The following is a 22189-nucleotide window of genomic DNA, read 5'->3' on the forward strand; positions in this document are numbered from 1 at the left end:
CGCACCGGGTTTCTCCCCCGGTGTCCCACTCTACGGATCGGGGGCAAACGGGGTAGGAGGACAAGGAAGCGGGCGGCACCGTCCGCCCGCACCCGGAACACCGACCGGGACCGGAACGGACCGGAACAGGGGAAGGGGTGATGCGTCGTGCTGCGCGCGTTCCGCGGCCTGATGGCTCGGAGGAGCCGTCCGAGGACCCCTCCGGCCCCCGCCGTACGGCCGCACAACCTGTTCGAGGCCGCCGCCGTCTACGTGGCGGCGGGCGCCGAGAACGACGACGACCGCGCCGCCGAGGCGGCCGACTGGGTCTCACCCGAGGCACTGTCCTTCGGCGTGACGGAACTGGCGAGCAGGGCGGTCATCGCCCTCGCCCGGGAACGGGGGGAGTCACCGCACACGGTCGCACGCGCTCTGCTGGGCCTCCCCGGGGACTGAGACCCCGCGCGGCGGACCCCGGCGTGCTCCAGATCTCTCGACGCCGGGGTTACCCACTGGTTAAGGTTCGCGCACCGACGACCCGATGGGAGGCTGCCGTGGCCGCGACGGAGGAGACCGCGACGGACGAGGACGCGCTGTTCGTCCTCACCGCCGTGCTGCTCACGCCCGCCCGTTTCCCGAGCGTGCTCGGCGACGACTTCCCGGAGGTCTGCGCGGCGCTCGGTCTGGAACCCTACGAGCAGGGGTACGGGCTGGTGCTGGGGCAGGACGGCGGCGGCGCCCGGTGGACCGTGGTCATCGACGACGTGTCACTCGTCGCCTGTGCCCTCGCCGCCTGGGACTGCGGTATGGAGTACGACCTGTCGCCCGACGAGCGCAGCGTCGTCAGCGTGCTGCCCGGCTGGCCGCTGGCGGTGGCCGTCTCCGCGCCCGGGGTCCCCGCGCCCCACGACCCGCCACCGGACCCGGACGGCGGACGGCCGCCGCTGGCACCACCGGACGCCCGGACCTGGGGGCCGGCCCAGCGCAGGCTCGGGGCGGACGAGATCGCACTGCGATGGGCGGTCTGGCGGGAGGAGTACGGGGGGGCGGAGGAGCCCTCCGGGAGTGGCGGGGACGACGCCGCGGACGGCCCGGCGGCGCCGGCCGCACCGGCGGAATCGGCCCGGCCGTCGGACGGGGGCGAGCCGTCGAACGAGGGCGTACGGCGCGTGCTCCGGGAAGCGCACGCCTACGTGGAGACGCCCCCGCCCCTCGGCCGGGTCCGCTCCGCGTTCGCCTCGGACGGGGCCAGGACGCTGCGGGCCGACGGACCGGGCTGGAGCCTGGTGGCGCGGACCGACGACATGGCGTTCGTCCTGCTCGACGACATGCCGGGGGACGTCATCCCGGTCGGCCGCGGGCCGAAGCTCCCCGCGCTGCTCCGGGCGCTGGACGAGATGGCGGCCAAGCCGGCCTGAGGCACCGGGCGGCTCCCGGGCGGTGCGGCCGGCTCCCGGCCGGGCCCGGCGGACCCGTGCGTGCCCGGCACCCCCGCCCGGCCCCGGGTCCGTCCCGTCGCCCCGCGCTCGCCCGGCGCCGTCCCCGTTCGCCGGGACGATCAGACCGGCTCCAGCGGGTGGTGCGGTCCGGCGGGCGCCTCGGCCTTGATCCGGTCGCCGGGGCGCACCTCTCCGCCCACCAGGACGATGCCCATGATCCCGGCCCGGCGGACCACCCGCCCGCGCTCGTCGCGGCCGAGGACCTCCTTCAGCAGCCCGTCCCGGAACCCGTCGATCTGCGCGCACGGGTTGCGGAGACCGGTCACCTCGACCACCGCCTCGTCGCCGAGACGCAGCAGGGTGCCGGTGGACAGCGCGAGCAGGTCGATCCCGGCGGTGGTGATGTTCTCCCCCAACTGCCCGGGCAGCACCTCGAATCCGGCCTCGGCCACCTCGGCGAACAGCTCCCGGTGCAGGAGGTGGACCTGCCGGAGATTGGGCTGTGCCGGGTCCCGGGCCATGCGCGACCGGTGCCGGACCGTCACCCCCTGGTGCGCGTCACCCTCCACCCCGAGCCCGGCCACCAGCCGGATGGCGTCCCGCCCCCGCTTGCTGAAGCGGTACTCCTCCTCGCGGCTCACCGCCGCGACCGTGCCGTTCATCCCGCACCCCCGTCCCTCCGGCCCCGGCCCGCTGCCGGGCGCCCACCGGGGACGGTACCGGCGGCCGGGTCAGCGGCCCAGCTCTTTTCGGGTGGCCCTCTTCAGCCGGCGCCGCTGCGAGGGGTCCAGCAGCAGGTACGCGCCCACCGGCACTCCGACGAGCACCAGCAGCGCCGCCCAGAACGGCAGCAGCCACAGCAGGAACACGCCCGCCACCGCACCACCGACCACGACCTTCGTACGCTTCGACATCTTCTGCGCCTCCCTTGAGCGGCGGATGCCGCTGTACCCGGTGAAACGGCCGGAGCACGGCCGGTGGTTCCGCCGCGGACCCCGAGCCGACCCTGATTTCCGCCGCGGCGGACCCGGAGGGGGCGCACCGCGTGACGGCCCGGCCCGGACGGCGAACCGTCCGGGCCGGGCCGCCCGCAGGAGCCGGGACCCGTACAGGGGAGGCCGGGACCCGGCCGCGGGGCGCGCGCGGGCAGTGCGCACGCCCCCGGGCGCCGTGCGCTGGGTCAGCCGCGGGCGCCCAGCAGGTGGTCCATGGCGAGCTGGTCCAGCCGCTCGAAGGCCATCCCCTTCTGCGCCACCGCCTCGACGTCGAAGGACTCGAAGGCACCGCGGTCGGCCAGCAGACCGGCGAGCGTCTCGCCCTCGCCGAGGGTCGGCCGCGCCAGCTCGTCCAGCCGGGAGGCGCGCAGGGCCTCCTGCACCTCCGGGTCGGCGCGGAAGGCCGCCGCCCGCTCCTTGAGGAGCAGGTAGTTGCGCATGCAGCCGGCCGCGGACTCCCACACCCCGTCGTAGTCCTCGGTGCGCGGCGGCTTGAAGTCGAAGTGCCGCGGGCCCTCGTAGCCGGCCGTCTCCAGCAGGTCGACCAGCCAGAAGGCGGAGCGCAGGTCGCCGGCGCCGAAGCGGAGGTCCTGGTCGTACTTGATGCCGGACTGGCCGTTCAGGTCGATGTGGAAGAGCTTGCCCGCCCACAGGGCCTGCGCGATGCCGTGCGCGAAGTTGAGCCCGGCCATCTGCTCGTGGCCGACCTCCGGGTTGACGCCGTAGAGCTCCGGGCGCTCCAGGCGCTCGATGAACGCCAGCGCGTGCCCGACAGTGGGCAGCAGGATGTCGCCGCGCGGCTCGTTGGGCTTGGGCTCCAGGGCGAACCGCAGGTCGTAGCCCTTCTCGGTGACGTACTCGCCGAGCACGTCGAAGGCCTCCTTGAGCCGGTCGAGGGCGACGCGCACGTCCTTGGCGGCGCCGGACTCGGCGCCCTCGCGCCCGCCCCAGGCGACGTACGTACGGGCGCCCAACTCGGCGGCCAGGTCGATGTTGCGGATCGTCTTGCGGAGCGCGTAGCGGCGGACGTCGCGGTCGTTGGAGGTGAACCCGCCGTCCTTGAAGACGGGGTGGGTGAACAGGTTGGTGGTGGCCATCGGGACGATCAGGCCGGTGGCGTCGAGCGCCTCGCGGAAGCGCTTGATGTGGGACTCGCGCTCGGCGTCCGAGGAGCCGAAGGGGATGAGGTCGTCGTCGTGGAACGTCACGCCGTACGCGCCGAGGTCGGCGAGCCGCCGTACGGACTCGGCCGGGTCGATGGCGGCCCGGGTGGCGTCACCGAACGGGTCGCGTCCCTGCCACCCCACGGTCCACAGGCCGAAGCTGAATTTGTCGTCCGGTGTCGGCTGGTAGCTCATTGCGGGCTCCTCGCTATTTCGTCATGGCGCTTTACAAATTAGTATGCACGAGCGCGGCTGGGAAGCCCGGAGGCCCTCCGGGCCGGAGAAATCACCGGAGGAGCCACCGGGGAGACCGCCGGAAAGGCCGCACGGGCACACCACAGGCACACCAGAGGCACACCACGGACAGGGCACGGAACCGCCCGGGGAAGGGATCACGCGATGACAGCAACGGGAGGGCGGGCTTCCGGTGACGGGCCGCTCGTCGTGGGCGTGGACAGCTCCACCCAGTCCACCAAGGCACTGGTCGTCGACGCCGCCACCGGCGAGGTCGTCGCCCGCGGGCAGGCGCCGCACCGGGTCAGCGGCGGCGCGGGACGGGAGAGTGATCCCGCGCAGTGGTGGGAGGCGCTGACCGAGGCCCTCCGCCAGTGCGGCGCGGCCGCGGAGCGCGCGGAGGCCGTCGCGGTCGGCGGGCAGCAGCACGGGCTGGTGACCCTGGACGCCGACGGGCGGCCGGTGCGGCCCGCGATGCTCTGGAACGACGTGCGCTCTGCCCCGCAGCGCGACCGGCTCGTCGAGGAGCTCGGCGGCGCGGAGGCGTGGGCCGGGCGGATCGGCTCGGTGCCCGCCCCGGCGTTCACGATCACCAAGTGGGCGTGGCTGCGGGAGAACGAGCCCGAGGCCGCCGCGCGCACGGCGGCCGTCCGCCTGCCGCACGACTACCTCACCGAACGGCTCACCGGACGCGGCACCACGGACCGCGGCGACGCCTCGGGCACCGGCTGGTGGCGCGGCGAGGACGGCTCACCGGCCGGCCTCTACGACGAGGACATCCTCGGCCGGGTCGCCCTCGACCCGGCGCTGCTGCCCGAGGTCGTACCCCCCGGCTCGGCCGCGGGAGCCGTACGGGGCGGCCTGGACGGTCTGCCGCTGAAGCCGGGCGCCGTGGTGGGCGCGGGCACCGGCGACAACATGGCCGCCGCGCTCGGCCTCGGACTGCGGCCCGGGCGGCCGGTGCTGAGCCTCGGCACCTCCGGCACGGTCTACGCGGTCTCCCCGCGCCGTCCCGCCGATCCCACCGGCACGGTCGCCGGGTTCGCCGACGCCCGCGGCGACTGGCTGCCCCTGGCCTGCACCCTCAACTGCACCCTGGCCGTGGACCGGTTCGCGGAACTGCTCGGCCGCGACCGGGAGGCCGTGGAGCCGGGCGGATCGGCCGTCGTGCTGCCCTTCCTGGACGGCGAGCGGACCCCCAACCTGCCGTACGCCTCCGGGCTGCTCCACGGCCTGCGGCACGACACCACCGCCGGGCAGGTCCTCCAGGCCGCCTACGACGGCGCGGTGTACGCGCTGCTTTCGGCGCTGGACCTGGTGCTGGACGCGGACGCCGACCCGCGCGCGCCGATCCTGCTCATCGGCGGCGGTGCCCGCGGCACCGCCTGGCGGGAGACGGTGCGCCGGCTCTCCGGGCGCCCGGTCCTGGTGCCCGAGGCCTCCGAACTGGTCGCGCTGGGCGCGGCCGCGCAGGCGGCCGGGCTGCTGACCGGGGAGGACCCGGCCGAGGTGGCCCGGCGCTGGGGAACCGACCGCGGGGCGTCCCTGGACCCCGTGGAGCGGGACGAGGCCGCCCTGGAGCGGCTGGCCCGGACTCTCAAGAGCGCGGAACCGCTCCTGGAGGGCTAGCCGGACGGCGGGCGGCGCGGGACGGAACGCCGCCGACCGCACCTGCCGCACCTGCCGGGCCGGTGCCGGGCACCGCCCGCGCACCGGTCCCGGCGTCCCCGTAGGGTCGGAACGCTCACGACGAAAGGAGCCGGGCCGTGGCCGTACCGGCGCCCAACACCCAGCACGGAATGCGGCAGCGGAACCTCTCCCTGGTGCTGCACACCGTGGCCGCGCACGGCCCGGTCTCACGGGCTGGCGTCGCCTCCCGGATCGGGCTGACCCGCGCCGCCGTGTCCACGCTCGTCGACGAACTGGCGCGTGCCGGGCTGCTGGTGGAGCTCGGCCGGAGCCGGCCGGGCACGGTCGGGCGGCCCGGCCGTGACCTCGCGCTGAACGAGCGCGGCCCGGCCGGGCTCGGCGCGGAGATCGGGGTGGACCGGCTGGCCGTCTGCGCCGTGGATCTGCGGGGACGGGTCCGGGTCCGGGCCGAGGAGGAGGGCGAGCACCGCGGCAGCGCGCCCGGGCCGGTGCTGCGGCGGCTCGCCGGTCTCTGTGCCCGGGTGACCGCGGATGCCGAGCGCGAGGGGCTGCGCCCCGTCGGCGTCGCGGTGGCCGTGCCGGGTCTCGTCGCGCGGGACGCGGCGACGGTGGTGCGCGCCCCGAACCTGGGCTGGCAGGGTCTGGACGCCGGCACCGTTCTCGCGGAAACCCTCGGGCTGCCCGTGACGATCGCCAACGAGGCCAACATCGGCGCGCTGGCCGAACTCTGGCGCGGGGACCGCACCCCGGCGCCGCGCGACTTCGTCTACGTCTCGGCCGAGATCGGCATCGGCGCGGCGGTCGTCGTGGACGGGTCCCTGCTGCGCGGGGCGCACGGTTTCGCGGGCGAGCTGGGGCACGTCCCGGTACGCCCCGCCGGGCGCCCCTGCGCGTGCGGCGGGCGGGGGTGCCTGGAGCAGTACGCGGGCGAGGAGGCCCTGCTCCGCGCCGCCGGGATCGAGGAGCGGGGAGCCGCCGGGGTGGCCGTCCTGCGGGCGCGCGCCGTCGCGGGGGACGGTGCCGCGCGCCGCGCGCTGCGGGGCGCGGGGGCCGCGCTCGGCACCGCCCTCGCCGGGGTGGTGAACCTGCTGGACCCGGAGACCATCGTGCTCGGCGGCGCGCTGACCGAGCTGTCCCCGTGGCTGCTGCCCGCGGCGGAGCGGGAGCTGCGCCGGCACGTGGCCGATCCGACGCGCGCGGCGCACGGCGAGATCGTCGTCTCCGGACTGGGCCGGGACGCCGCGCTGCTGGGTGCCGCGCAGTCGGTCGTCCAGGACGTCCTGGACGACCCGATGGGCGCGCTGGCCGCCGCCGGCTGACCACCCCCCGCCCCGCCCCGGACGGTCAGCCGATCGGCAGCCCCGTGTAGTTCTCGGCGAGTTCGGTCGCCGCGGCGGTGGAGTCGGCTATCCGGTGCAGCTGGGACAGTTGCAGCCTGCCGTCGAACGGGCTCTGGTCCGGATCGGTGTGCAGGGACGTCGTCATGACGTACGAGAAGTGCTCCGCCCGCCAGACCCGCCGCAGACAGGTGTCCGAGTAGGCGTCGAGCAGGTCCTCGGATCCGGTGGCCCGCCAGTGCTCGAGCGCCCGCGCCAGCACCACGACGTCGGACACCGCCAGGTTGAGCCCTTTCGCGCCGGTCGGCGGGACGATGTGCGCGGCGTCGCCGGCCAGGAACAGCCGGCCGTGACGCATCGGCTCGGTGACCCAGCTGCGCATCGGGGTGACGGACTTCTGGGTGATCGGGCCCCGTTCGAGTTTCCAGTCGCCGTCGACGGCGAACCGGGCGTCGAGTTCGTCCCAGATCCGCTCGTCGGACCAGTCGGCCGGGTCGGTGCCGTTCGGGACCTGGAGGTAGAGCCTGCTGACCGTGGGCGTGCGCATGCTGTGCAGGGCGAAGCCGCGCGGCGAGTGCGCGTAGATCAACTCCTCGCAGGAGGGCGGCACATCGGCCAGGATGCCCAGCCACGAGTAGGGGTAGACCCGCTCGAAGACGCGCCGCACCGTCTCGGGGAGCGCCTCGCGCGCGATGCCGTGGAAGCCGTCGCAGCCGACCACGAAGTCGCAGGAGAGCGTCCGCTCGCGTCCCTCGTGGGTGAACCGGATGACCGGGCTTCCGGTGTCCGCGCCCTCGACGGCCACCGCCTCGGCGCCGAACAGCAGGGGGCCGCCCCCCTCCGCCAGCCGCAGGGCGATGAGGTCCTTCACCACCTCGGTCTGCGCGTACACCATGACGCTGCGCCCGCCGGTGAGGGAGGGGAAGTCGATCCGGTGGCTGCGGCGGTCGAAGCGGAGTTCGATGCCGTGATGGACGAGGCCCTCGCGGTCCATGCGCTCGCCGGCACCACAGGCGCGCAGCGCGTCCACCGTCCCCTGTTCGAGGATGCCGGCGCGCTGCCGCTCCTCCACATAGGCGCGGTCACGGTGCTCCAGGACGACGGAGTCGATACCGGCCCGGTCCAGCAGCCGGGCGAGCAGCAGACCGGCGGGCCCGCCGCCGATGATGCCGACGGTGGTGTGCATCAGGGTTCCTCCGGGGTGTCGGGGTGGGCGGAACGGCCGGGACGGGGACGGCCGGAGGCCGGATCCGCGGGATCTCGGTGGTGCGCCGCCCCGGCGCCGAAGTGCGCCGAGAGGGCCGCGCCGACGGCGGAGGGCCGGTCGATGCCGGCGAGGTGGGCGGCGTGGGCGAGTTCGAGCAGATCGGCGCCGGGGATGCCGTCGGCGAGTTCGCGCGCGTGCTCGGGCGGGGTCGCGGGATCGTCGCGCCCGGCGACGACGAGGGCCGGCACGCCGATGCGGCCGAGCCCGGACCGCAGGTCGTAGCCGGCGAGAGCGTCGCAGCAGGCGGCATAGCCGTTCCGGTCCGCGGCGGCGAGATCGGCCAGCACGGCGGCCGCGTGCCGGGAGGCGACCGCCCGGTCCGGGGCGGCGAACCACCGTCCGGGCGTGGCCTCCAGCAGCGCCGCGGTGCCCTTCTCCCTCACCAGCCGCGCCCGTTCGCGCCAGGCCCCGGGCGCGCCGAACCGGGCGGAGGAGCAGACGAGGGCGAGCGCTTCGACGCGTCCGGGGTGGTGCGCGGCGAGGTGTGCGCCGACCGCGCCGCCGAGGGATATGCCGGCGTAGCCGAAGCGCGTCCAGCCGTGGTGGTCGGCGAGATCGAGCACCAGACGGGCCAGGTCGGCGACCGTGGTGGCGCCCGGGGTGTCCCAGGACGGCAGGAGGTCCGCCGGGGAGCCGCCGTGGCCGGGCAGGTCCCAGCGGAGCACACGGCGGGTGCGGGCCAGTTCCGCAGTCTGCGGCTCCCAGACGGCGGTGGAGGTGCCCAGGGACGGGCCGAGGATCAGCGGTGGCGCGGTCTCCGGGCCGTCGAGCCGGTGGTGTGCGAGCGGCCGGCCGGTCATGCCCGTCCCTCCGGCGAGGATGCGGACGGCGGGGAGGGCGGGCCCGCGGGGAAGCGGCGGGGCGCGCGGCGCAGGGCGCGGGCGGTGAGCACGGCGGCCTCACCGGTGTAGCCGGTGGGGTCGGTCAGCTCGCGCAGCCGTTCCTCGGACAGCGCCTCGCGCACGGCGGGTTCCTCGCGGAGCGCCTCCCGCAGGCCGGTCCCGCGCTCGGCGGCACGGCGGGCCGCGTCGCCGAGCAGGCCGGCCGCTTCCTCACGGCCGAGGAGCGGGGCGAGTTCGGCGGTCAGGCGTTCGGAGACGACGAGTCCGCCGGTGAGGTCGAGATTGGCGCGCATCCGTTCGGGCCGGACCCGCAGGCCCCCGGCCAGTCCGGCGGCCGCCTCGGCCGCGCCGCCGGTGAGGCGCAGCGCCTCCCGCAGCGGCTGCCACTCGGCGTGCCAGGCGCCACCGGGCCGCTCGTCCTCGGCGGCGAGCGAGCCGAGCAGGACGGCGGCGAGGGCGGGGACCTGGCGGGCGGCGGACGCGATGAGCACGGCCCGGGCCGGGTTGGCCTTGTGCGGCATGGCGGAGGAGCCGCCGCCGGTCCCCTCGGCGACCTCGCCGATCTCCGTGCGGGAGAGCACCAGGACGTCGGCGGCCAGCTTGCCCAGCGCCCCGGCGGTGAAGGCGAGCCCGGCGGCGAGATCGGCGACGGGGGTGCGCAGGGTGTGCCAGGGCAGTCCGGGCTCGGCGAGGCCGAGTTCGCGCGCGTACTGTGCGGCGATCCGCGTGCCCGCCGCTCCCCCGGTTTCCCCGGTGTCCGCGGCGCCGGTGCCGGCCGGGTCCGTCCCGTTGTCCGTCCCGTCGTCCGGCCGCGCGTACGCGCCGAAGGCCGCGAGGGTGCCCGCGGCGCCGCCCAGCTGGACCGGGAGGCCGCCGTCCAGGAGCGCGGCCAGCCGGTCGTGGGCGTCCAGGAGCAGGGAGCGCCAGCCCGCGGCCTTGAGGCCGAAGGTGATGGGCACGGCGTGCTGGGTGAGGGTGCGGCCGGGCATGGGGGTGGCGCGGTGCCGGTCCGCCAGCCGGCCCAGGGCGTCGATGGCGCGTTCGAGGTCGGCGAGGATCAGCGGCAGCGTCCGTGCGGCGACCAGCATGGTGGCGGTGTCGAGGATGTCCTGGCTGGTCGCGCCCCGGTGCACATGCGCGGCGGCGTCCGGCGCGGCCTTCCGTACGGCGGCGGTCAGTTCGCGGACGAGGGGGATGACGGGGTTGCCGCCGGAGCGGGCGCGCAGGGCGAGGTCCCGCACGTCGAACGCGCCTTCGCGCACGGCGCGGTCCACGGCGCCGGCCGCCTCCTCCGGGGCGAGGCCGAGCGCCGCCTGGGCGCGGGTGAGCGCGGCCTCGGCGTCGAGCAGGGCGGCGAGCCAGGCCCGGTCGCCGGTGGCCGCCTCGGCGGCAGTACCGGCCCGGACCGGGGAGAGCAGCCCCGTGTCGTCTCCGGCGCCGGGCCGCGCCGGCCGGGGTCCGGCGGGGGCCGCGGAATCAGGCGAAGTCAAGGAAGACCGTCTCCCCCTCGCCCTGCAGGCGGATGTCGAAGCGGTGGGTGCGGTGCCTGCCCTCCTCCGGCAGCGCGAGCAGCGTCGCCCTGCGCTCGGCCGGCAGCGTGGAGAGCAGTCCGTCGTCCGGATCGTCGCGCAGATAGGCACGGGTGAACAGATGGTGCAGCAGGCCGCGCGCGAAGACGCACACGGACAGGTAGGGCGCGCCGCCGGGCGGCAGCGTCCGCAGCGTGTAGTGCCCGTCGGCGTCGGTGGGGACGCGGGCGAATCCGGTGAACTCGACGCCGTCCCGGCCGAGGACCGCCCCGGTGACGGGGTCGCGCCGCAGCGAGCCGGGGGCGCCGGACGGTGAGCCGTCGGGCCCGGCCTGCCAGAACTCCAGCAGGGCGTCGGGGACGGCCGCGCCGGCCCCGTCGAGCACCCGGCCGTGGAGGGTGACGGTGTCGGGGTGGCCGGGTGGTGCCACGTCGCCGCCGCCGGTGAAGGGCAGCGCGTAGCCGAAGAAGGGGCCGACGGTCTGGGAGGGTGTGGGCGGCAGGGCCCGGGGCGGTGTGCTGCTCATGAGCGGCCTTCCTCGATCCAGGTGGCGGAGGGTCCGTCGAGGACGATGTCCCAGCGATAGCCCAGGGACCACTCGGGCCGGGACAGCCCGTGGTCGTAGGTGGCGACGAGCCGTTCGCGCGCGGCTGTGTCGGTGACGGATGCCAGGATCGGGTCGTACGGGAAGAGGGGGTCGCCCGGGAAGTACATCTGGGTGATCAGGCGCTGGGTGAAGGCGGTGCCGAAGAGCGAGAAGTGGATGTGCGCGGGGCGCCAGGCGTTGAGGTGGTTCCGCCAGGGATAGGGGCCGGGCTTGATGGTGGTGAAGGTGTAGGTGCCGTGGTCGTCGGTCAGGCAGCGGCCGACGCCGGTGAAGTGGGGGTCGAGGGGTGCCGGGTGCTGGTCGCGCTGGTGCGCGTAGCGGCCGGAGGCGTTGGCCTGCCAGACCTCGACGAGCTGGTTGCGCACGGGGCGGCCGCCGCTGTCGAGCACCCGTCCGGTGACGGTGATGCGCTCGCCCAGCGGCTCGCCGCGGTGCTGCCGGGTGAGGTCGGCGTCGAGTTCGGTGACGTCGGTGGGGCCGAAGACGGGCCCGTGCAGTTCGACGGTCTCCGGATCGCCGTTCACGGCGACGAGCGGCTCCTTGGGGTGGCGCAGGCCGCTGCTGCGGTAGGGGCGGAAGTCGCGCGGCGGGTGGTGCGCGGGGGGCGCGCCCCCGGCGCGGGCCTTCTCGTAGGCCGCGTGCAGCCCGGCGATCTCCCGGTCGATGTCGGCCTGGACCAGCGGCGGCTGAGCGGGAGGTGTCACCGTCTCGGACGCCGACGCGGACGCGGGCGACGGCACCGGCGCGGGGTGGGACAGCTTCATGCGGACGTCTCCTGGAGGTGCGGGATGGGACGGGCACCGGTGGGCGCGGTGCCCCGGAGGCGGGGGCGGTCCCCGGGCCCGGTCCGTGTGCCGGCGCCGGCCGGGCGGAGCGCTCCGGCCGCCGGCGGGGTGCGGGGCACCGGGCGGTTCACGCGGCGCTCCGTCCGGCGGCTTTCAGGGCGCGCAGGGTGCCCAGTTCGGCGTCCGTCGGCGGCGCGGTGGTGACCGGCGTCGCGGCGACGCGCAGGTCCCAGCCGGTGGCGGCGCGGACGCGTTCGGCGGTGACTCCGGGGTGGAGGTCGGTGAGGACGAGCTCGGCCGTCTCCGGGTCGGGACGCAGGATGCCGAGGTCGGTGATGACGGCGGTCGGTCCGGCGCCGCGGAGCCCGAGCCGTTCCCGGTCGCCGGGCCCGGTGCCGTGGCCGACGGTGGTGGTGAAGTCGAGTTTCCGTACGAAGTTGCGGGTGGAGTGGCGGAGCACCATCAGCACCCGTCCGCAGTTGGCGGCGATCTCGGGTGCGCCGCCGGCCCCGGGCAGCCGTCCTTCGGGACGGTCCGGTCCACGGTCCACGGCGGTGGTGTTGATGTTCGCGAAGCGGTCGACCTGGGCGGCTCCGAGGAAGCCGACGTCGATGCGCCCGGCCTGGAGCCAGTAGTTGAAGATCTCCGGTACGGAGACCACCGCGTCGGCCGTGTCGGCGAGTTCGCCGTCCCCGATCGAGAGCGGCAGCCGGGTCGGCTTGGAGCCGAGGGTGCCGGACTCGTAGATCAGGACGAGGTCCGGGTTGGCGGTGTGCCGGGCGAGGTTGGCGGCGGTGCTGGGGAGCCCGATGCCGACGAAGCAGGTGCGGGCGCCGGAGAGGGCACGCGCGGCGTTGACCGTCATCAACTCGTCGGAGGTCCAGCCGGCCGGCGTGCCCGGGGCGCCGGCCGGGGCGGTGGCGCCGGCCGGGGTGGCGTCAGTGGTCATCGCGGCTCGCTCCTGTCGTACACGTGGTCCTTCATCCAGGCCAGGAAGGCGTCGCGGTCCCGGGAGACCGGGTCCCAGGCCGCGTAGGCGTCGTTGTCCCGGACGGAGTAGCCGGCGGCATACGAGGGGTGGGCGCCGCCGGGGACGTGGGCGACGGCCGTGACGACCCAGCCGGGCAGGACGATGCCGCGGGGCCGGGGCTCCAGCGTCTCCACGATCTCCTCGACGGTCACCAGCACCCGCCGCGCGGCGAGCGCGGCTTCCTTCTGCACGCCCGTCAGGCCCCAGAGCTGGACGTTGCCGGCGCGGTCGGCCTGCTGGGCGTGGATGACGGTGACATCGGGGTTGAGGGCCCGTACGGCGGCCAGTTCCTCGCCGGTGAAGGGGCAGGTGACGGTGGAGACCGTGTCCGTGCGGGTGGCCAGGTCGCTGCCCCGGTAGCCGCGCAGCACGGCGAAGGGCAGTCCGGATGCGCCGGCGACATAGCGGTTGGCCATGCCGGCGTGGCTGTGCTCGTCCAGTTCGAGGGGGCGCGGCCAGCCGTTCTCGACGGCGTCGCGGAAGCGGTGCAGGGAGCCGACGCCGGGGTTGCCTCCCCAGGAGAAGACGAGCTTCCTCACCAGTCCCGCACCGATGAGCTGGTCGTAGACGACGTCCGGTGTCATCCGGACCAGCGTGAGGTCGGTGATGCCCTGCCGGATGACCTCGTGCGCGGCGGCGAACGGGATCAGATGCGTGAACCCCTCCATCGCCACGGTGTCACCGTCGTGGATGAGCTCTGCGACGGCGTCGTGCAGGGTGCGGATTTCTGCCATGCCCTCTCACTTGTTCGCCGGGTGAACTTTCGTTCATAATGATACCGAGGTCGAGTCTCCGTCCCGCGCGCACCGCTGTCAACGGTCACGACCGGATCCCGGCCCGCAGCCTCCGCACCACCCCCACGGAGAGGAGACCGGCCATGACCGGCGACGACACCACCGCGGCGGTCACCGGCACCATGCCGGTGACCGGTCCGCTGGAACGCGGCCTCACCGTGATCCGCGCGATGACCGCGTCCGGCAGCCGGCGGCTGCGCCCCAGCGACCTCGTGCACGCCACCGGACTGGCCCGCGCCACCGTCGACCGGGTCGTGGGCACCCTCCTCCACCTCGGACTGCTCCGCACAACGGGCCGGGACATCGAGCTCTCGCCCCGGCTCATGCGGTTCGGCAACGCCTATCTGGCGAGCTGCGGCGTGGCCGACGCGCTCCAGCCGTTCGCCGAGCTGATCGCCGACGAGCTCGACGAGTCGGTGTCGGTCGCGGTGCCGGACGGCGACGGCGTCCGCTTCGTCGCGCAGGTGATCCGCCGCCGCGCCATGACCCCCGTCTTCCGCATCGGCGACCTGCTGCCCGCGGACCGCTGCGCGGCGGGCATGGTCACCGGCCCGGAGAGCCCCGAGTGGGCCGTGGACGACCAGCGGATGGAGCAGGGCCTGATCGCCGTGGCCGTGCCCGTACGGGACGCGGAGGGCCGGCCGGCCTGCGGCATCAGCGTGGTCAGCAACACCGGACGGCACACCGCCGCCTCCCTCACCGCCACCGCGCTCCCCCGGCTGCGCGCCCTGCTGCCCGCCATGGAGGCCGCCCTGTCCGAGGCCCGCGACCGCCCCCCGCGCCCCGGCGCCGGTACGGCCCCGGACACGCCCCTGCCCGACGCCAAACGGGAGCTCGGCGCGGGCTTCCTGCAGTCACTGGCCCGCGGCCTGGACGTCCTCGCCGCCCTGGGCGCCGGCCCGCGCGGACTCACCCTCTCCGAGACGGCCGAGGCCGTCGGCCAGCCCCGGGCCACCGCCCGCCGCGCCCTGCTCTCCCTCGAACACCTCGGCTACGTCCACTCCGCCGACCGGCGCTTCCGGCTGCTTCCCCGGGTGCTGGAGCTCGGCTACGCACCGCTGTCCGGGCTGAGCTTCACCGAGGTCGTGCAGCCCCATCTGGAGGACCTGGCCGCCCGTGTGCGCGAATCCGCCTCCGTGGCCGTCCTCGACGGACAGGACATCCGCTACATCGCCCGGGTCCCCGCCTACCGGATCATGAGCGTCAACATCACCATCGGCACCCGCTTCCCCGCGACCCCCACTTCCATGGGCCGGATCCTGCTGGCCGGCCTGCCCCCCGAGGAGCGCGCCGCGCGGCTCTCCGCCGGGACACCGCCGCGCTTCACCGGCCGGACCGTCACCGACCCCGCCGAACTCGGCCGCATCCTCGACCGGGTGGCCTCGGAGGGCTACGCCCTGGTCGACGAGGAACTGGAGGAGGGCCTCCGCTCCCTGGCCGTCCCGGTACGGGGCCGCGACGGCCGGCCCGTGGCGGCGCTCAACGTCTCCACCCACACCGGCCGCGGCACGGCCGAGGAGTCCCGGGCCGCGCTGCTGCCCGCCCTGCGCGAGACGGCCGCCCGCATCAGCGAGGACCTGGCCACCGCCTTCGAACGCCGCCCACTCCGCCTGCCCTGACCCGGCGCCCGCGTCACGCCTCCGCACCCGGCCGCCACCGCGCCGCAGATCCCGCACGGCTGAGCGCCGTCCCGGGCCGCCCGGGGCGCTCAGCGGGGGAAAACCTCGAAGACCGCGGCCGGGCGGCCGCCGAAGCGGAGGGAAGCGGCCTCGGCGTTGCCGGTCAGAAAGGCGCGGGCGTAGCTTTCCGGATCCTCGTCCGTCAGTCCCTCGATATAGGCCCGGTGCGCCAGCAGGGACCGCACGCCCTTCTCCAGCCCGTCGGTCACGTCGACCGCGTGGGTCGGCCGCGGGGAGGCGGCGACGGCGACCCAGCGCACCCCGTCCCAGGGCTGGAGCCCCCGCTCGGTCAGTTCGGGGAAGATCCAGCGGTTGCCGGCGTCGCCCACCGCGTCCAGGGTGGCCAGCCCGACCGCCCGGTGGTCCGGGGTATTCCAGAAGGTGCCGCCGAAGGTCTCGCGGTGGTTGAGGGTGAGCACCAGCTCCGGCCGGTGCCGCCGGATCGCGGCCGCGATGTCCCGGCGCAGCGCCGTGCCGTACTCGATCACCCCGTCCGGGTAGCCGTCGAGGAACTCCACCGACGACACCCCGACCACGGCCGCGCTCTCCCGCTGCTCCCGCTCGCGCAGCGGCGCGCAGTCCGCGGGTGCCATCCCGTCGATGCCCGCCTCGCCACGGGTGACCAGCAGGTACGACACCTCCGCGCCCCGGTCGACCCAGCCCGCGATGGCCGCGGCGGCCCCGTATTCGAGATCGTCCGGGTGGGCGACGACCGCCAGGCAGCGTTCCCAGGACTCCGGGAAGGCCGCGAGCTGCTCCGCCGTCTCCGGTTCTTCCGTCATCAAGGTCTCCCCATCTGTTGTCGAAGCCGCAATGCGCCGCCACGATGGTGACACTCCGCTCCGCTCATCCATTCCGGGAAGCCGCCGTGGTCAATCCTTGGGTCGCTCTCGAACCGGGCGCCGATCCCGCACAGCGGGCCGGCGCGATCCGCCGCGCGCACGACGCCTTCACCACCGGGCAGGCCGGGACCCCCGGCAGCGGCGGCCGTCCGGACCCGACCGGATCGTCCGTCCGCTCGGTCGTCGCCGACTCCTGGCGGCGTTCCGCACGGGCCCGCGTCAGCCCGGACGGCACCGCGCCGGTCGAACTGTCCGACGACGACCTCGACGCCTACCGCGCCGAGCACCCGCTGGCCCGTGTCATGCCGCTGTTCCGCGATCTGATGGGCACCTTCGCCATGGACGGGGAACACCTGCTCGCCGTCTGCGACGCACAGGGCAGGCTGCTGTGGGTCGAGGGCCACACGGCCGCCCGCCGCCGCGCGGACCGGATGAACTTCGTGCCCGGCGCGGCCTGGTCCGAGTCGGCCGTGGGGACCAACGCTCCCGGTACGGCCGTCGCCGTCGACCGCCCCGTACAGGTGTTCGCGGCCGAGCACTTCAACCGCACCGTGCACACCTGGACCTGCGCCGCCGCCCCCGTACACGATCCGCACAGCGGGCGCCTGCTCGGCGCGGTCGACATCACCGGCGGCAACCGGCTCGCCCACCCGCACAGCCTCGCCTTCGTCCAGGCCGTCGCGCGGGCCGCCGAGTCGCAGCTCGCCCTGCTGGGCCCGCCACCGGCCGCGTCCCGGACCGCCCCCGCCGTGGAACTCCGCGCCCTGGGCCTGGACGAGGCCGTGCTGACCGCAGGCGGCCGCACCCTCCGGCTCAGCCGCCGCCACAGCGAACTGGTGGTGCTGCTCGCCTGCCACCCCGAGGGCATGACCGGCGACGAGCTGCTCGTCGCCCTCTACGAGGACGAGCACACCACCCCGGTCACCCTGCGCGCCGAACTGTCCCGGCTGCGCCGCGCCCTCGGCGACGGACTCCTCCACTCCCGCCCGTACCGCCTGACGGCACCCGTGACGGCCGACTTCGACACGGTGCTGCGCCACCTCGCGGGCGGGTCGCCCGCGGCGGCCGTCACCGCGTACCGCGGCCCGCTGCTCCCCTCGTCCCGGGCCCCGGCCGTGCTCCGGCTGCGCGACCGCGTCGACGGGCAGCTGCGCGCGGCCCTGCTGGCCCGCCGCGACCCGGAGCTGCTGAGTACGTGGACGGGCAGCCCGTGGGGCGCGGAGGACCTGGAGGCGTGGGCGGCGCTCGCGGCCGTCCTCCCCCAGGGTTCGCCGCGCGCCCCGCTCGTCCTGCAGCGCGTCCGCGAACTGGACGCCGAGCAGAGCGGTTTCCCCGTCCGCTGACGGAAGCGGTCCGGCCGGGCGGGCCGGCGGCCCGGCCACCGGGGGCCGGCGCAACGTGGTTGCAACCTTCCGGTCACTAGCCTCCGCCGGACCGGCCGATGACAGCCGGTGCGAGCCCGCACGCGCATCCCAGGAGGCCATCGACATGACCCGCTACTCCGCGCCCGGAACCGACGGCGCGATCGTCTCCTACCGGCCCCGCTACGACCACTGGATCGGCGGGGAGTACGTCAGCCCGAAGCTCGGCCGGTACTTCGAGAACCCCAGCCCGGTGAACGGCCGCCCCTTCACCGAGGTCGCGCGGGGCACCGCCGAGGACATCGAAGCCGCCCTCGACGCGGCGCACGCGGCCGCCCCGGCCTGGGGCCGGACCGCCGCGGCCGAGCGCGCCACCGTCCTCAACCGGATCGCCGACCGGATGGAGGCCCATCTGGAGGAGCTGGCGGTCGCCGAGAGCTGGGAGAACGGCAAGCCGGTCCGCGAGACGCTCGCCGCCGACATCCCGCTGGTCATCGACCACTTCCGCTACTTCGCCGGTGCGCTGCGCGCCCAGGAGGGCAGCCTCAGCGAGCTGGACGACGACACCGTCGCGTACCACTTCCACGAGCCGCTGGGCGTGGTCGGCCAGATCATCCCGTGGAACTTCCCGATCCTGATGGCGGTCTGGAAGCTGGCGCCGGCGCTCGCCGCGGGCAACGCGGTCGTCCTGAAGCCCGCCGAGCAGACACCGGCGTCGATCCACGTCCTGATGGGCCTGATCGCCGACCTGCTCCCGCCGGGTGTGGTCAACATCGTCAACGGCTTCGGCGTGGAGGCGGGCAAGCCGCTGGCCTCCAGCGCGCGCGTCGCGAAGATCGCCTTCACCGGCGAGACCACGACGGGGCGGCTGATCATGCAGTACGCCAGCGAGAACATCAAACCGGTCACGCTCGAACTCGGCGGCAAGAGCCCGAACATCTTCTTCGACGACGTGTCGTCCGCGAACGACGACTTCTTCGACAAGGCGCTGGAAGGCTTCACGATGTTCGCCCTCAACCAGGGCGAGGTCTGCACCTGCCCCTCGCGGGCGCTGATCCAGCAGGGCCACTACCGGGAGTTCCTCGACGCGGCGGTGGCCCGCACGGAGAAGATCGTCCCGGGGCACCCCCTGGACACGGACACGATGATCGGCGCCCAGGCGTCCAACGACCAGCTCCAGAAGATCCTCTCCTATCTGGACATCGGCCGGCAGGAGGGCGCCAAGGTCCTCACCGGCGGCGAACAGATCTCCGCCGGCGGGGACATGGAGGGCGGCTACTACGTCCAGCCCACCATCTTCGAGGGCGGCAACCACATGCGGATCTTCCAGGAGGAGATCTTCGGACCGGTCGTCTCCGTCACCTCCTTCAGCGACTTCGACGACGCCATGAAGACCGCCAACGACACGCTCTACGGACTGGGCGCCGGCGTCTGGACCCGCGACATCAACACCGCGTACCGCGCGGGCCGCACCATCCAGGCCGGCCGTGTCTGGACCAACTGCTACCACGCCTACCCGGCGCACGCGGCCTTCGGCGGCTACAAGCAGTCGGGCATCGGCCGGGAGAACCACCGGATGATGCTGGAGCACTACCAGCAGACGAAGAACCTCCTGGTGTCGTACTCACCGAAGAAGCTCGGCTTCTTCTGATCCCCGGGAAGGGCGCCTGAACTGGGCGATGGCCCGTCAGGCGCCCTTCCCGGCGTGCCGCCTCCCGCGCCCCGGACGCTCCCGCGTCGCCGAACGGGGCCGGGCACCGGGCCCCGCCCACGCGTTCCGCCGGCCGAGGCTGACGTGCTGATCGGCGCAGCGTACGGTGGGACGCGTGACCGGAGAAGAGTCGCTGCGACCGCAGTCCCTGATGCTGACCTTCCTCGGCGACCAGGTGCTCGGGCGGGACGTGTGCGTGTACTCCGGCAGCGTCATCGACGTCTTCGCCCGGGCCGGCGTCAGCGAACAGGCCACACGCTCCACCCTGACCCGCATGGTGAACCGCGGCCTGCTGCGCCGCCAGCGCGAGGGCCGCCGGATGTACTTCGGGCTGACCGAGCACTCGGCCACCGTCCTGCGCGACGGCGAGCGGCGCATCTGGCAGGCCGGCGCGGTCAACCGGCAGTGGGACGGCACATGGACCCTGCTCGGTTTCTCCCTGCCGGACTCCTGGCAGCGCCAGCGGCACGACCTGCGCTCGAAACTGACCTGGAGCGGCTTCGGCCCGCTGTTCAACGGACTGTGGATCGCCCCTGGCGAGGTGGACGTGTCGGACCTGGTCGACGAGCTGGGTCTCACCGCGCACGTGAAGGTCTTCCGCGCGCACGCCGACCCGCGCACGGACGTCGGCGCGATGATCGAGGAAACCTGGGAGCTGTCCGGACTGGCCGCGCGGTACGAGGCGTTCGCCCGGCGCTGGGAGAAGTGGGAGGCCGAGGTGCCCGAGGCCGACGACGCGCTCGCGCTGCGGCTGGTCCTGCAGACGGAGTGGCTGCGGATCATCCGCCGTGACCCCCGGCTGCCGGTCGTGCACCTGCCGGACGACTGGCCCGCCGACGCGGCCGAGAAGACGTTCCGGACCGTGTTCGACCGGCTCGCCCCGCTCGCGCGGACCGCGGCGGAACGTCTCCTCGACCTCGTGCCCGTGCGGCACGCTCAGGCGTAGAACCGCGACAGGCTCTGCAGTACCGCGGCCGGCTTCGCGCCGCCCTCGATCTCGATCGCGCCCTCGACGGCGACCTGGACTCCGCCCGCCACGTCCGACACGTCCACCAGCCGGCCGGCCAGGCGGATACGCGAACCCACCCGCACCGGGGCGGGGAAACGCACCTTGTTGAGGCCGTAGTTGACCTTCGTCGTCACGCCCCGGACGTCGAGCAGTTCGGTGAAGAGCGGGATGAAGAGGGAGAGGGTCAGATAGCCGTGCGCGATGGTCGCTCCGAAGGGTCCGTCCTCGGCCTTCTCCGGGTCGACGTGGATCCACTGGTGGTCGCCGGTGGCATCGGCGAAGGTGTTGATCCGTTCCTGGGTGACCTCGATCCATTCGCTGGTGCCCAGGTCGCTGCCGGCCAGCTTCTTCAGTTCGCCGAGACCGTTGACAGTGATGCTCATGTGGGGTCCTTGACGTCGGGTTGGTTGCCGAAACGGGAGCGCACCTGTGGCTTGAGGAGCTTTCCGGAAGCCGTGCGCGGGAGTTCGTCCGCGATCACCACGGACTTGGGGATCTTGTACCGGGCGAGCCTCCCGGCCAGTGAGCCGAGCACTTCCCCGGGGTCGAGGACGGCTCCTTCGCGCGGGACGACCACCGCCCGCGGCACCTCGCCCCACTTCTCGTCGGCCACGCCGATCACAGCGCATTCGACGATGTCGGGGTGCGCGAGCAGCGCGTTCTCGATCTCGGCGGGGTACACGTTCTCCCCGCCCGAGATGATCATGTCTTTGAGGCGGTCGACGACGTAGACATAGCCGTCCTCGTCGACGCGGGCCGCGTCCCCGCTGCGGAACCAGCCGTCCGCGAAGACCGCGGCGGTCTCCTCGGGCAGCCCCCAGTACCCGGGCATGACGTGGGGTCCCCGGACGACGATCTCCCCGGTCTCGCCCGCGTCGACGGGGGTGAGATCCGGCCGGACGACCCGCACATCGCTGAAGAAGTGCGGTACGCCGGCCGAGCCGGCCTTGCTCACGGCGTGCTCGGCGTCCAGGAACAGGGTGCCGGGGGCGGCCTCGGTCATCCCGTAGCCCTGGAGGAACGTGAGCCCCCGCGCCTGGTAGGCGGTGATCAGCGGAGTCGGCACGGGGGAGCCGCCGCAGGTGAGCGTGCGCAGGCTGGAGAGGTCCGCGTCGGCCCACCTCGGGTGCCTGGCCATCTGGTCGAACATGGCCGGTACGCCGAACATGAAGGTGATCGCGTGCCGTTCGACGAGGTCCAGCGTGGCACCAGGGTCGAAGGCCTCGGCCAGGACGCAGGTGCCGCCCTTGAGCAGCACCGGGAGCGTCAGCATGTTCAGCCCCGCGGTGTGGAAGAGCGGGGCGGAGACGAGAGCGCGCTCGCCGGCGGTCAGATCCTGGTCGACGAGGACGTTGACCGCGTTCCACGTCAGATTGGCGTGCGTGAGCATCGCGCCCTTGGGACGGCCCGTCGTGCCGGAGGTGTACATGATGACGCAGGTGTCGTCCGGATTGACGGGCTCGTCGAGGGGCTCGGCGGAGCCGGCGGCCAGCGCCCGCTCGTACTCCGGCCCGACCTCGACGTGCGTCCGGACGTCGGTGTCGTCCGGCAGCCCCGCCACCAGTCCGGCACATGACGGACCGTGGACGAGCGCCCTGGCGCCGGAGTCGGCGAGCTGGTAGGCGATCTCGGGGCCGGCCAGGCGGATGTTGAGGGGGACGAAGACCGCGCCGAGGAGGCCGGTGGCGAACAGCGTCTCCAGGTAGGAGGGGTGGTTCGGGCCGAGGTAGGCGACACGGTCCCCGCGCCGGATGCCCGCGGCGCGCAGGGCGTGGGCCAGACGGGTGGTGCGGGAGTGCAGCTCCGCGTAGGTGACGGTGACGTCGTCGTGCACCAGCGCGGGGCGGTGCGGGGTCTTGCGGGCCCGGCGCGCCGGCCAGGAACCCAGTCCCTCATTGCGCATCGGTCCGCTCCCGTCCGTCGTCGTGCCGGGCGG

21 protein-coding genes are annotated in these 22189 nt (G+C 74.6%); 8 read left to right on the forward strand and 13 right to left on the reverse strand.

Annotated elements, in window-relative coordinates; translation table 11 throughout:
- Window positions 1-171 precede the first annotated feature (171 nt).
- Complete coding sequence (locus SXIN_RS31130) at window positions 172-435, forward strand: hypothetical protein (RefSeq protein ID WP_039824556.1); 264 nt, start codon at window positions 172-174, stop codon at window positions 433-435.
- Window positions 436-533: 98 nt separating this feature from the next.
- Complete coding sequence (locus SXIN_RS02600; RefSeq protein ID WP_095756523.1) at window positions 534-1397, forward strand: hypothetical protein; 864 nt, start codon at window positions 534-536, stop codon at window positions 1395-1397.
- Between the two features lie 140 nt (window positions 1398-1537).
- On the opposite strand, the gene SXIN_RS02605 is transcribed toward SXIN_RS02600, so the two are convergent.
- The 3 genes from SXIN_RS02605 to xylA all read right to left on the reverse strand — a co-directional run bounded on the left by SXIN_RS02605 (window position 1538) and on the right by xylA (window position 3771).
- Window positions 1538-2080: an MOSC domain-containing protein gene (locus tag SXIN_RS02605; RefSeq protein WP_019706198.1), complete on the reverse strand. Its 543-nt coding sequence runs from the start codon at window positions 2078-2080 to the stop codon at window positions 1538-1540.
- A 69-nt stretch (window positions 2081-2149) separates the two neighbouring features.
- Complete coding sequence (locus tag SXIN_RS02610) at window positions 2150-2332, reverse strand: hypothetical protein (RefSeq protein WP_019706199.1); 183 nt, start codon at window positions 2330-2332, stop codon at window positions 2150-2152.
- Between the two features lie 266 nt (window positions 2333-2598).
- Window positions 2599-3771: a xylose isomerase gene (gene xylA, locus SXIN_RS02615; RefSeq protein ID WP_019708060.1), complete on the reverse strand. Its 1173-nt coding sequence runs from the start codon at window positions 3769-3771 to the stop codon at window positions 2599-2601.
- A gap of 204 nt (window positions 3772-3975) precedes the next feature.
- On the opposite strand from xylA, the gene xylB reads away from it, so the two are divergent.
- Window positions 3976-5439, forward strand: a complete 1464-nt coding sequence (gene xylB, locus SXIN_RS02620) for a xylulokinase (RefSeq protein ID WP_095756524.1) — start codon at window positions 3976-3978, stop codon at window positions 5437-5439.
- 170 nt (window positions 5440-5609) lie between these two features.
- Window positions 5610-6779 carry an ROK family transcriptional regulator gene (locus tag SXIN_RS02625; RefSeq protein ID WP_095757888.1) on the forward strand — a complete coding sequence of 390 codons (1170 nt, stop codon included), beginning with the start codon at window positions 5610-5612 and terminating at the stop codon, window positions 6777-6779.
- 25 nt (window positions 6780-6804) lie between these two features.
- Here SXIN_RS02625 and SXIN_RS02630 read toward each other — a convergent pair whose 3' ends face one another.
- The 7 genes from SXIN_RS02630 to SXIN_RS02660 form a co-directional block, all read right to left on the reverse strand.
- Window positions 6805-7983, reverse strand: coding sequence for a 4-hydroxybenzoate 3-monooxygenase (locus tag SXIN_RS02630; RefSeq protein ID WP_019708059.1), 1179 nt, complete (start codon window positions 7981-7983; stop codon window positions 6805-6807).
- Complete coding sequence (locus SXIN_RS02635) at window positions 7983-8864, reverse strand: alpha/beta fold hydrolase (RefSeq protein ID WP_095756525.1); 882 nt, start codon at window positions 8862-8864, stop codon at window positions 7983-7985. The genes SXIN_RS02630 and SXIN_RS02635 overlap by 1 nt, the downstream gene beginning before the upstream one ends.
- Window positions 8861-10396, reverse strand: coding sequence for a class-II fumarase/aspartase family protein (locus SXIN_RS02640; RefSeq protein WP_095756526.1), 1536 nt, complete (start codon window positions 10394-10396; stop codon window positions 8861-8863). Before SXIN_RS02640 ends, SXIN_RS02635 begins: the two co-directional genes overlap by 4 nt.
- Window positions 10383-10961 carry a protocatechuate 3,4-dioxygenase subunit alpha gene (gene pcaG / locus SXIN_RS02645; RefSeq protein ID WP_019708058.1) on the reverse strand — a complete coding sequence of 193 codons (579 nt, stop codon included), beginning with the start codon at window positions 10959-10961 and terminating at the stop codon, window positions 10383-10385. Before pcaG ends, SXIN_RS02640 begins: the two co-directional genes overlap by 14 nt.
- Window positions 10958-11806 (reverse strand): protocatechuate 3,4-dioxygenase subunit beta, encoded by an 849-nt coding sequence (pcaH, locus tag SXIN_RS02650; RefSeq protein ID WP_019708057.1) that lies wholly within the window; start codon window positions 11804-11806, stop codon window positions 10958-10960. The genes pcaG and pcaH overlap by 4 nt, the downstream gene beginning before the upstream one ends.
- Window positions 11807-11954: 148 nt before the next feature.
- Window positions 11955-12776, reverse strand: coding sequence for a CoA-transferase (locus tag SXIN_RS02655; RefSeq protein ID WP_095756527.1), 822 nt, complete (start codon window positions 12774-12776; stop codon window positions 11955-11957).
- Complete coding sequence (locus SXIN_RS02660) at window positions 12773-13591, reverse strand: CoA transferase subunit A (RefSeq protein ID WP_019708055.1); 819 nt, start codon at window positions 13589-13591, stop codon at window positions 12773-12775. Before SXIN_RS02660 ends, SXIN_RS02655 begins: the two co-directional genes overlap by 4 nt.
- A gap of 143 nt (window positions 13592-13734) precedes the next feature.
- Between SXIN_RS02660 and SXIN_RS02665 the strand changes: the two genes are divergently transcribed.
- Window positions 13735-15270 carry an IclR family transcriptional regulator domain-containing protein gene (locus SXIN_RS02665; protein WP_238153651.1) on the forward strand — a complete coding sequence of 512 codons (1536 nt, stop codon included), beginning with the start codon at window positions 13735-13737 and terminating at the stop codon, window positions 15268-15270.
- An 89-nt stretch (window positions 15271-15359) separates the two neighbouring features.
- Here SXIN_RS02665 and SXIN_RS02670 read toward each other — a convergent pair whose 3' ends face one another.
- Window positions 15360-16112 (reverse strand): PIG-L deacetylase family protein, encoded by a 753-nt coding sequence (locus SXIN_RS02670; RefSeq protein ID WP_019708051.1) that lies wholly within the window; start codon window positions 16110-16112, stop codon window positions 15360-15362.
- A gap of 86 nt (window positions 16113-16198) precedes the next feature.
- On the opposite strand from SXIN_RS02670, the gene SXIN_RS02675 reads away from it, so the two are divergent.
- The 3 genes from SXIN_RS02675 (at window position 16199) to SXIN_RS02685 (ending at window position 20190) form a co-directional block, all read left to right on the forward strand.
- Complete coding sequence (locus SXIN_RS02675) at window positions 16199-17515, forward strand: GAF domain-containing protein (protein WP_095756528.1); 1317 nt, start codon at window positions 16199-16201, stop codon at window positions 17513-17515.
- A gap of 145 nt (window positions 17516-17660) precedes the next feature.
- Window positions 17661-19184 carry an acetaldehyde dehydrogenase ExaC gene (exaC, locus tag SXIN_RS02680; protein ID WP_019708049.1) on the forward strand — a complete coding sequence of 508 codons (1524 nt, stop codon included), beginning with the start codon at window positions 17661-17663 and terminating at the stop codon, window positions 19182-19184.
- A 175-nt stretch (window positions 19185-19359) separates the two neighbouring features.
- The gene (locus SXIN_RS02685) at window positions 19360-20190 is read left to right on the forward strand and encodes a PaaX family transcriptional regulator (RefSeq protein WP_039820748.1); all 831 of its coding nucleotides are present in this window, start codon (window positions 19360-19362) and stop codon (window positions 20188-20190) included.
- On the opposite strand, the gene SXIN_RS02690 is transcribed toward SXIN_RS02685, so the two are convergent.
- Complete coding sequence (locus SXIN_RS02690) at window positions 20181-20636, reverse strand: MaoC family dehydratase (RefSeq protein ID WP_019708047.1); 456 nt, start codon at window positions 20634-20636, stop codon at window positions 20181-20183. The two genes, SXIN_RS02685 and SXIN_RS02690, sit on opposite strands and share 10 nt — an antisense overlap.
- Window positions 20633-22156, reverse strand: a complete 1524-nt coding sequence (locus SXIN_RS02695; RefSeq protein ID WP_019708046.1) for an acyl-CoA synthetase — start codon at window positions 22154-22156, stop codon at window positions 20633-20635. Before SXIN_RS02695 ends, SXIN_RS02690 begins: the two co-directional genes overlap by 4 nt.
- Between the last annotated feature and the right edge of the window lie 33 nt (window positions 22157-22189).

This window comes from Streptomyces xinghaiensis S187 (assembly GCF_000220705.2).
GTDB lineage: Bacteria > Actinomycetota > Actinomycetes > Streptomycetales > Streptomycetaceae > Streptomyces > Streptomyces xinghaiensis.

Coding starts and splice junctions, on each gene's coding strand:
- SXIN_RS02625 (WP_095757888.1), top strand. CDS start 5,610: ATGCGGCAGCGGAACCTCTCCCTGGTGCTGCACACCGTGGCCGCGCAC.
- exaC (WP_019708049.1), top strand. CDS start 17,661: ATGACCCGCTACTCCGCGCCCGGAACCGACGGCGCGATCGTCTCCTAC.
- SXIN_RS02610 (WP_019706199.1), bottom strand. CDS start 2,332: ATGTCGAAGCGTACGAAGGTCGTGGTCGGTGGTGCGGTGGCGGGCGTG.
- SXIN_RS31130 (WP_039824556.1), top strand. CDS start 172: ATGGCTCGGAGGAGCCGTCCGAGGACCCCTCCGGCCCCCGCCGTACGG.
- xylA (WP_019708060.1), bottom strand. CDS start 3,771: ATGAGCTACCAGCCGACACCGGACGACAAATTCAGCTTCGGCCTGTGG.
- SXIN_RS02655 (WP_095756527.1), bottom strand. CDS start 12,776: ATGACCACTGACGCCACCCCGGCCGGCGCCACCGCCCCGGCCGGCGCC.
- SXIN_RS02630 (WP_019708059.1), bottom strand. CDS start 7,983: ATGCACACCACCGTCGGCATCATCGGCGGCGGGCCCGCCGGTCTGCTG.
- SXIN_RS02670 (WP_019708051.1), bottom strand. CDS start 16,112: ATGACGGAAGAACCGGAGACGGCGGAGCAGCTCGCGGCCTTCCCGGAG.
- SXIN_RS02605 (WP_019706198.1), bottom strand. CDS start 2,080: ATGAACGGCACGGTCGCGGCGGTGAGCCGCGAGGAGGAGTACCGCTTC.
- SXIN_RS02665 (WP_238153651.1), top strand. CDS start 13,735: ATGACCGGCGACGACACCACCGCGGCGGTCACCGGCACCATGCCGGTG.
- SXIN_RS02695 (WP_019708046.1), bottom strand. CDS start 22,156: ATGCGCAATGAGGGACTGGGTTCCTGGCCGGCGCGCCGGGCCCGCAAG.
- pcaG (WP_019708058.1), bottom strand. CDS start 10,961: ATGAGCAGCACACCGCCCCGGGCCCTGCCGCCCACACCCTCCCAGACC.
- SXIN_RS02635 (WP_095756525.1), bottom strand. CDS start 8,864: ATGACCGGCCGGCCGCTCGCACACCACCGGCTCGACGGCCCGGAGACC.
- xylB (WP_095756524.1), top strand. CDS start 3,976: ATGACAGCAACGGGAGGGCGGGCTTCCGGTGACGGGCCGCTCGTCGTG.
- pcaH (WP_019708057.1), bottom strand. CDS start 11,806: ATGAAGCTGTCCCACCCCGCGCCGGTGCCGTCGCCCGCGTCCGCGTCG.
- SXIN_RS02660 (WP_019708055.1), bottom strand. CDS start 13,591: ATGGCAGAAATCCGCACCCTGCACGACGCCGTCGCAGAGCTCATCCAC.
- SXIN_RS02690 (WP_019708047.1), bottom strand. CDS start 20,636: ATGAGCATCACTGTCAACGGTCTCGGCGAACTGAAGAAGCTGGCCGGC.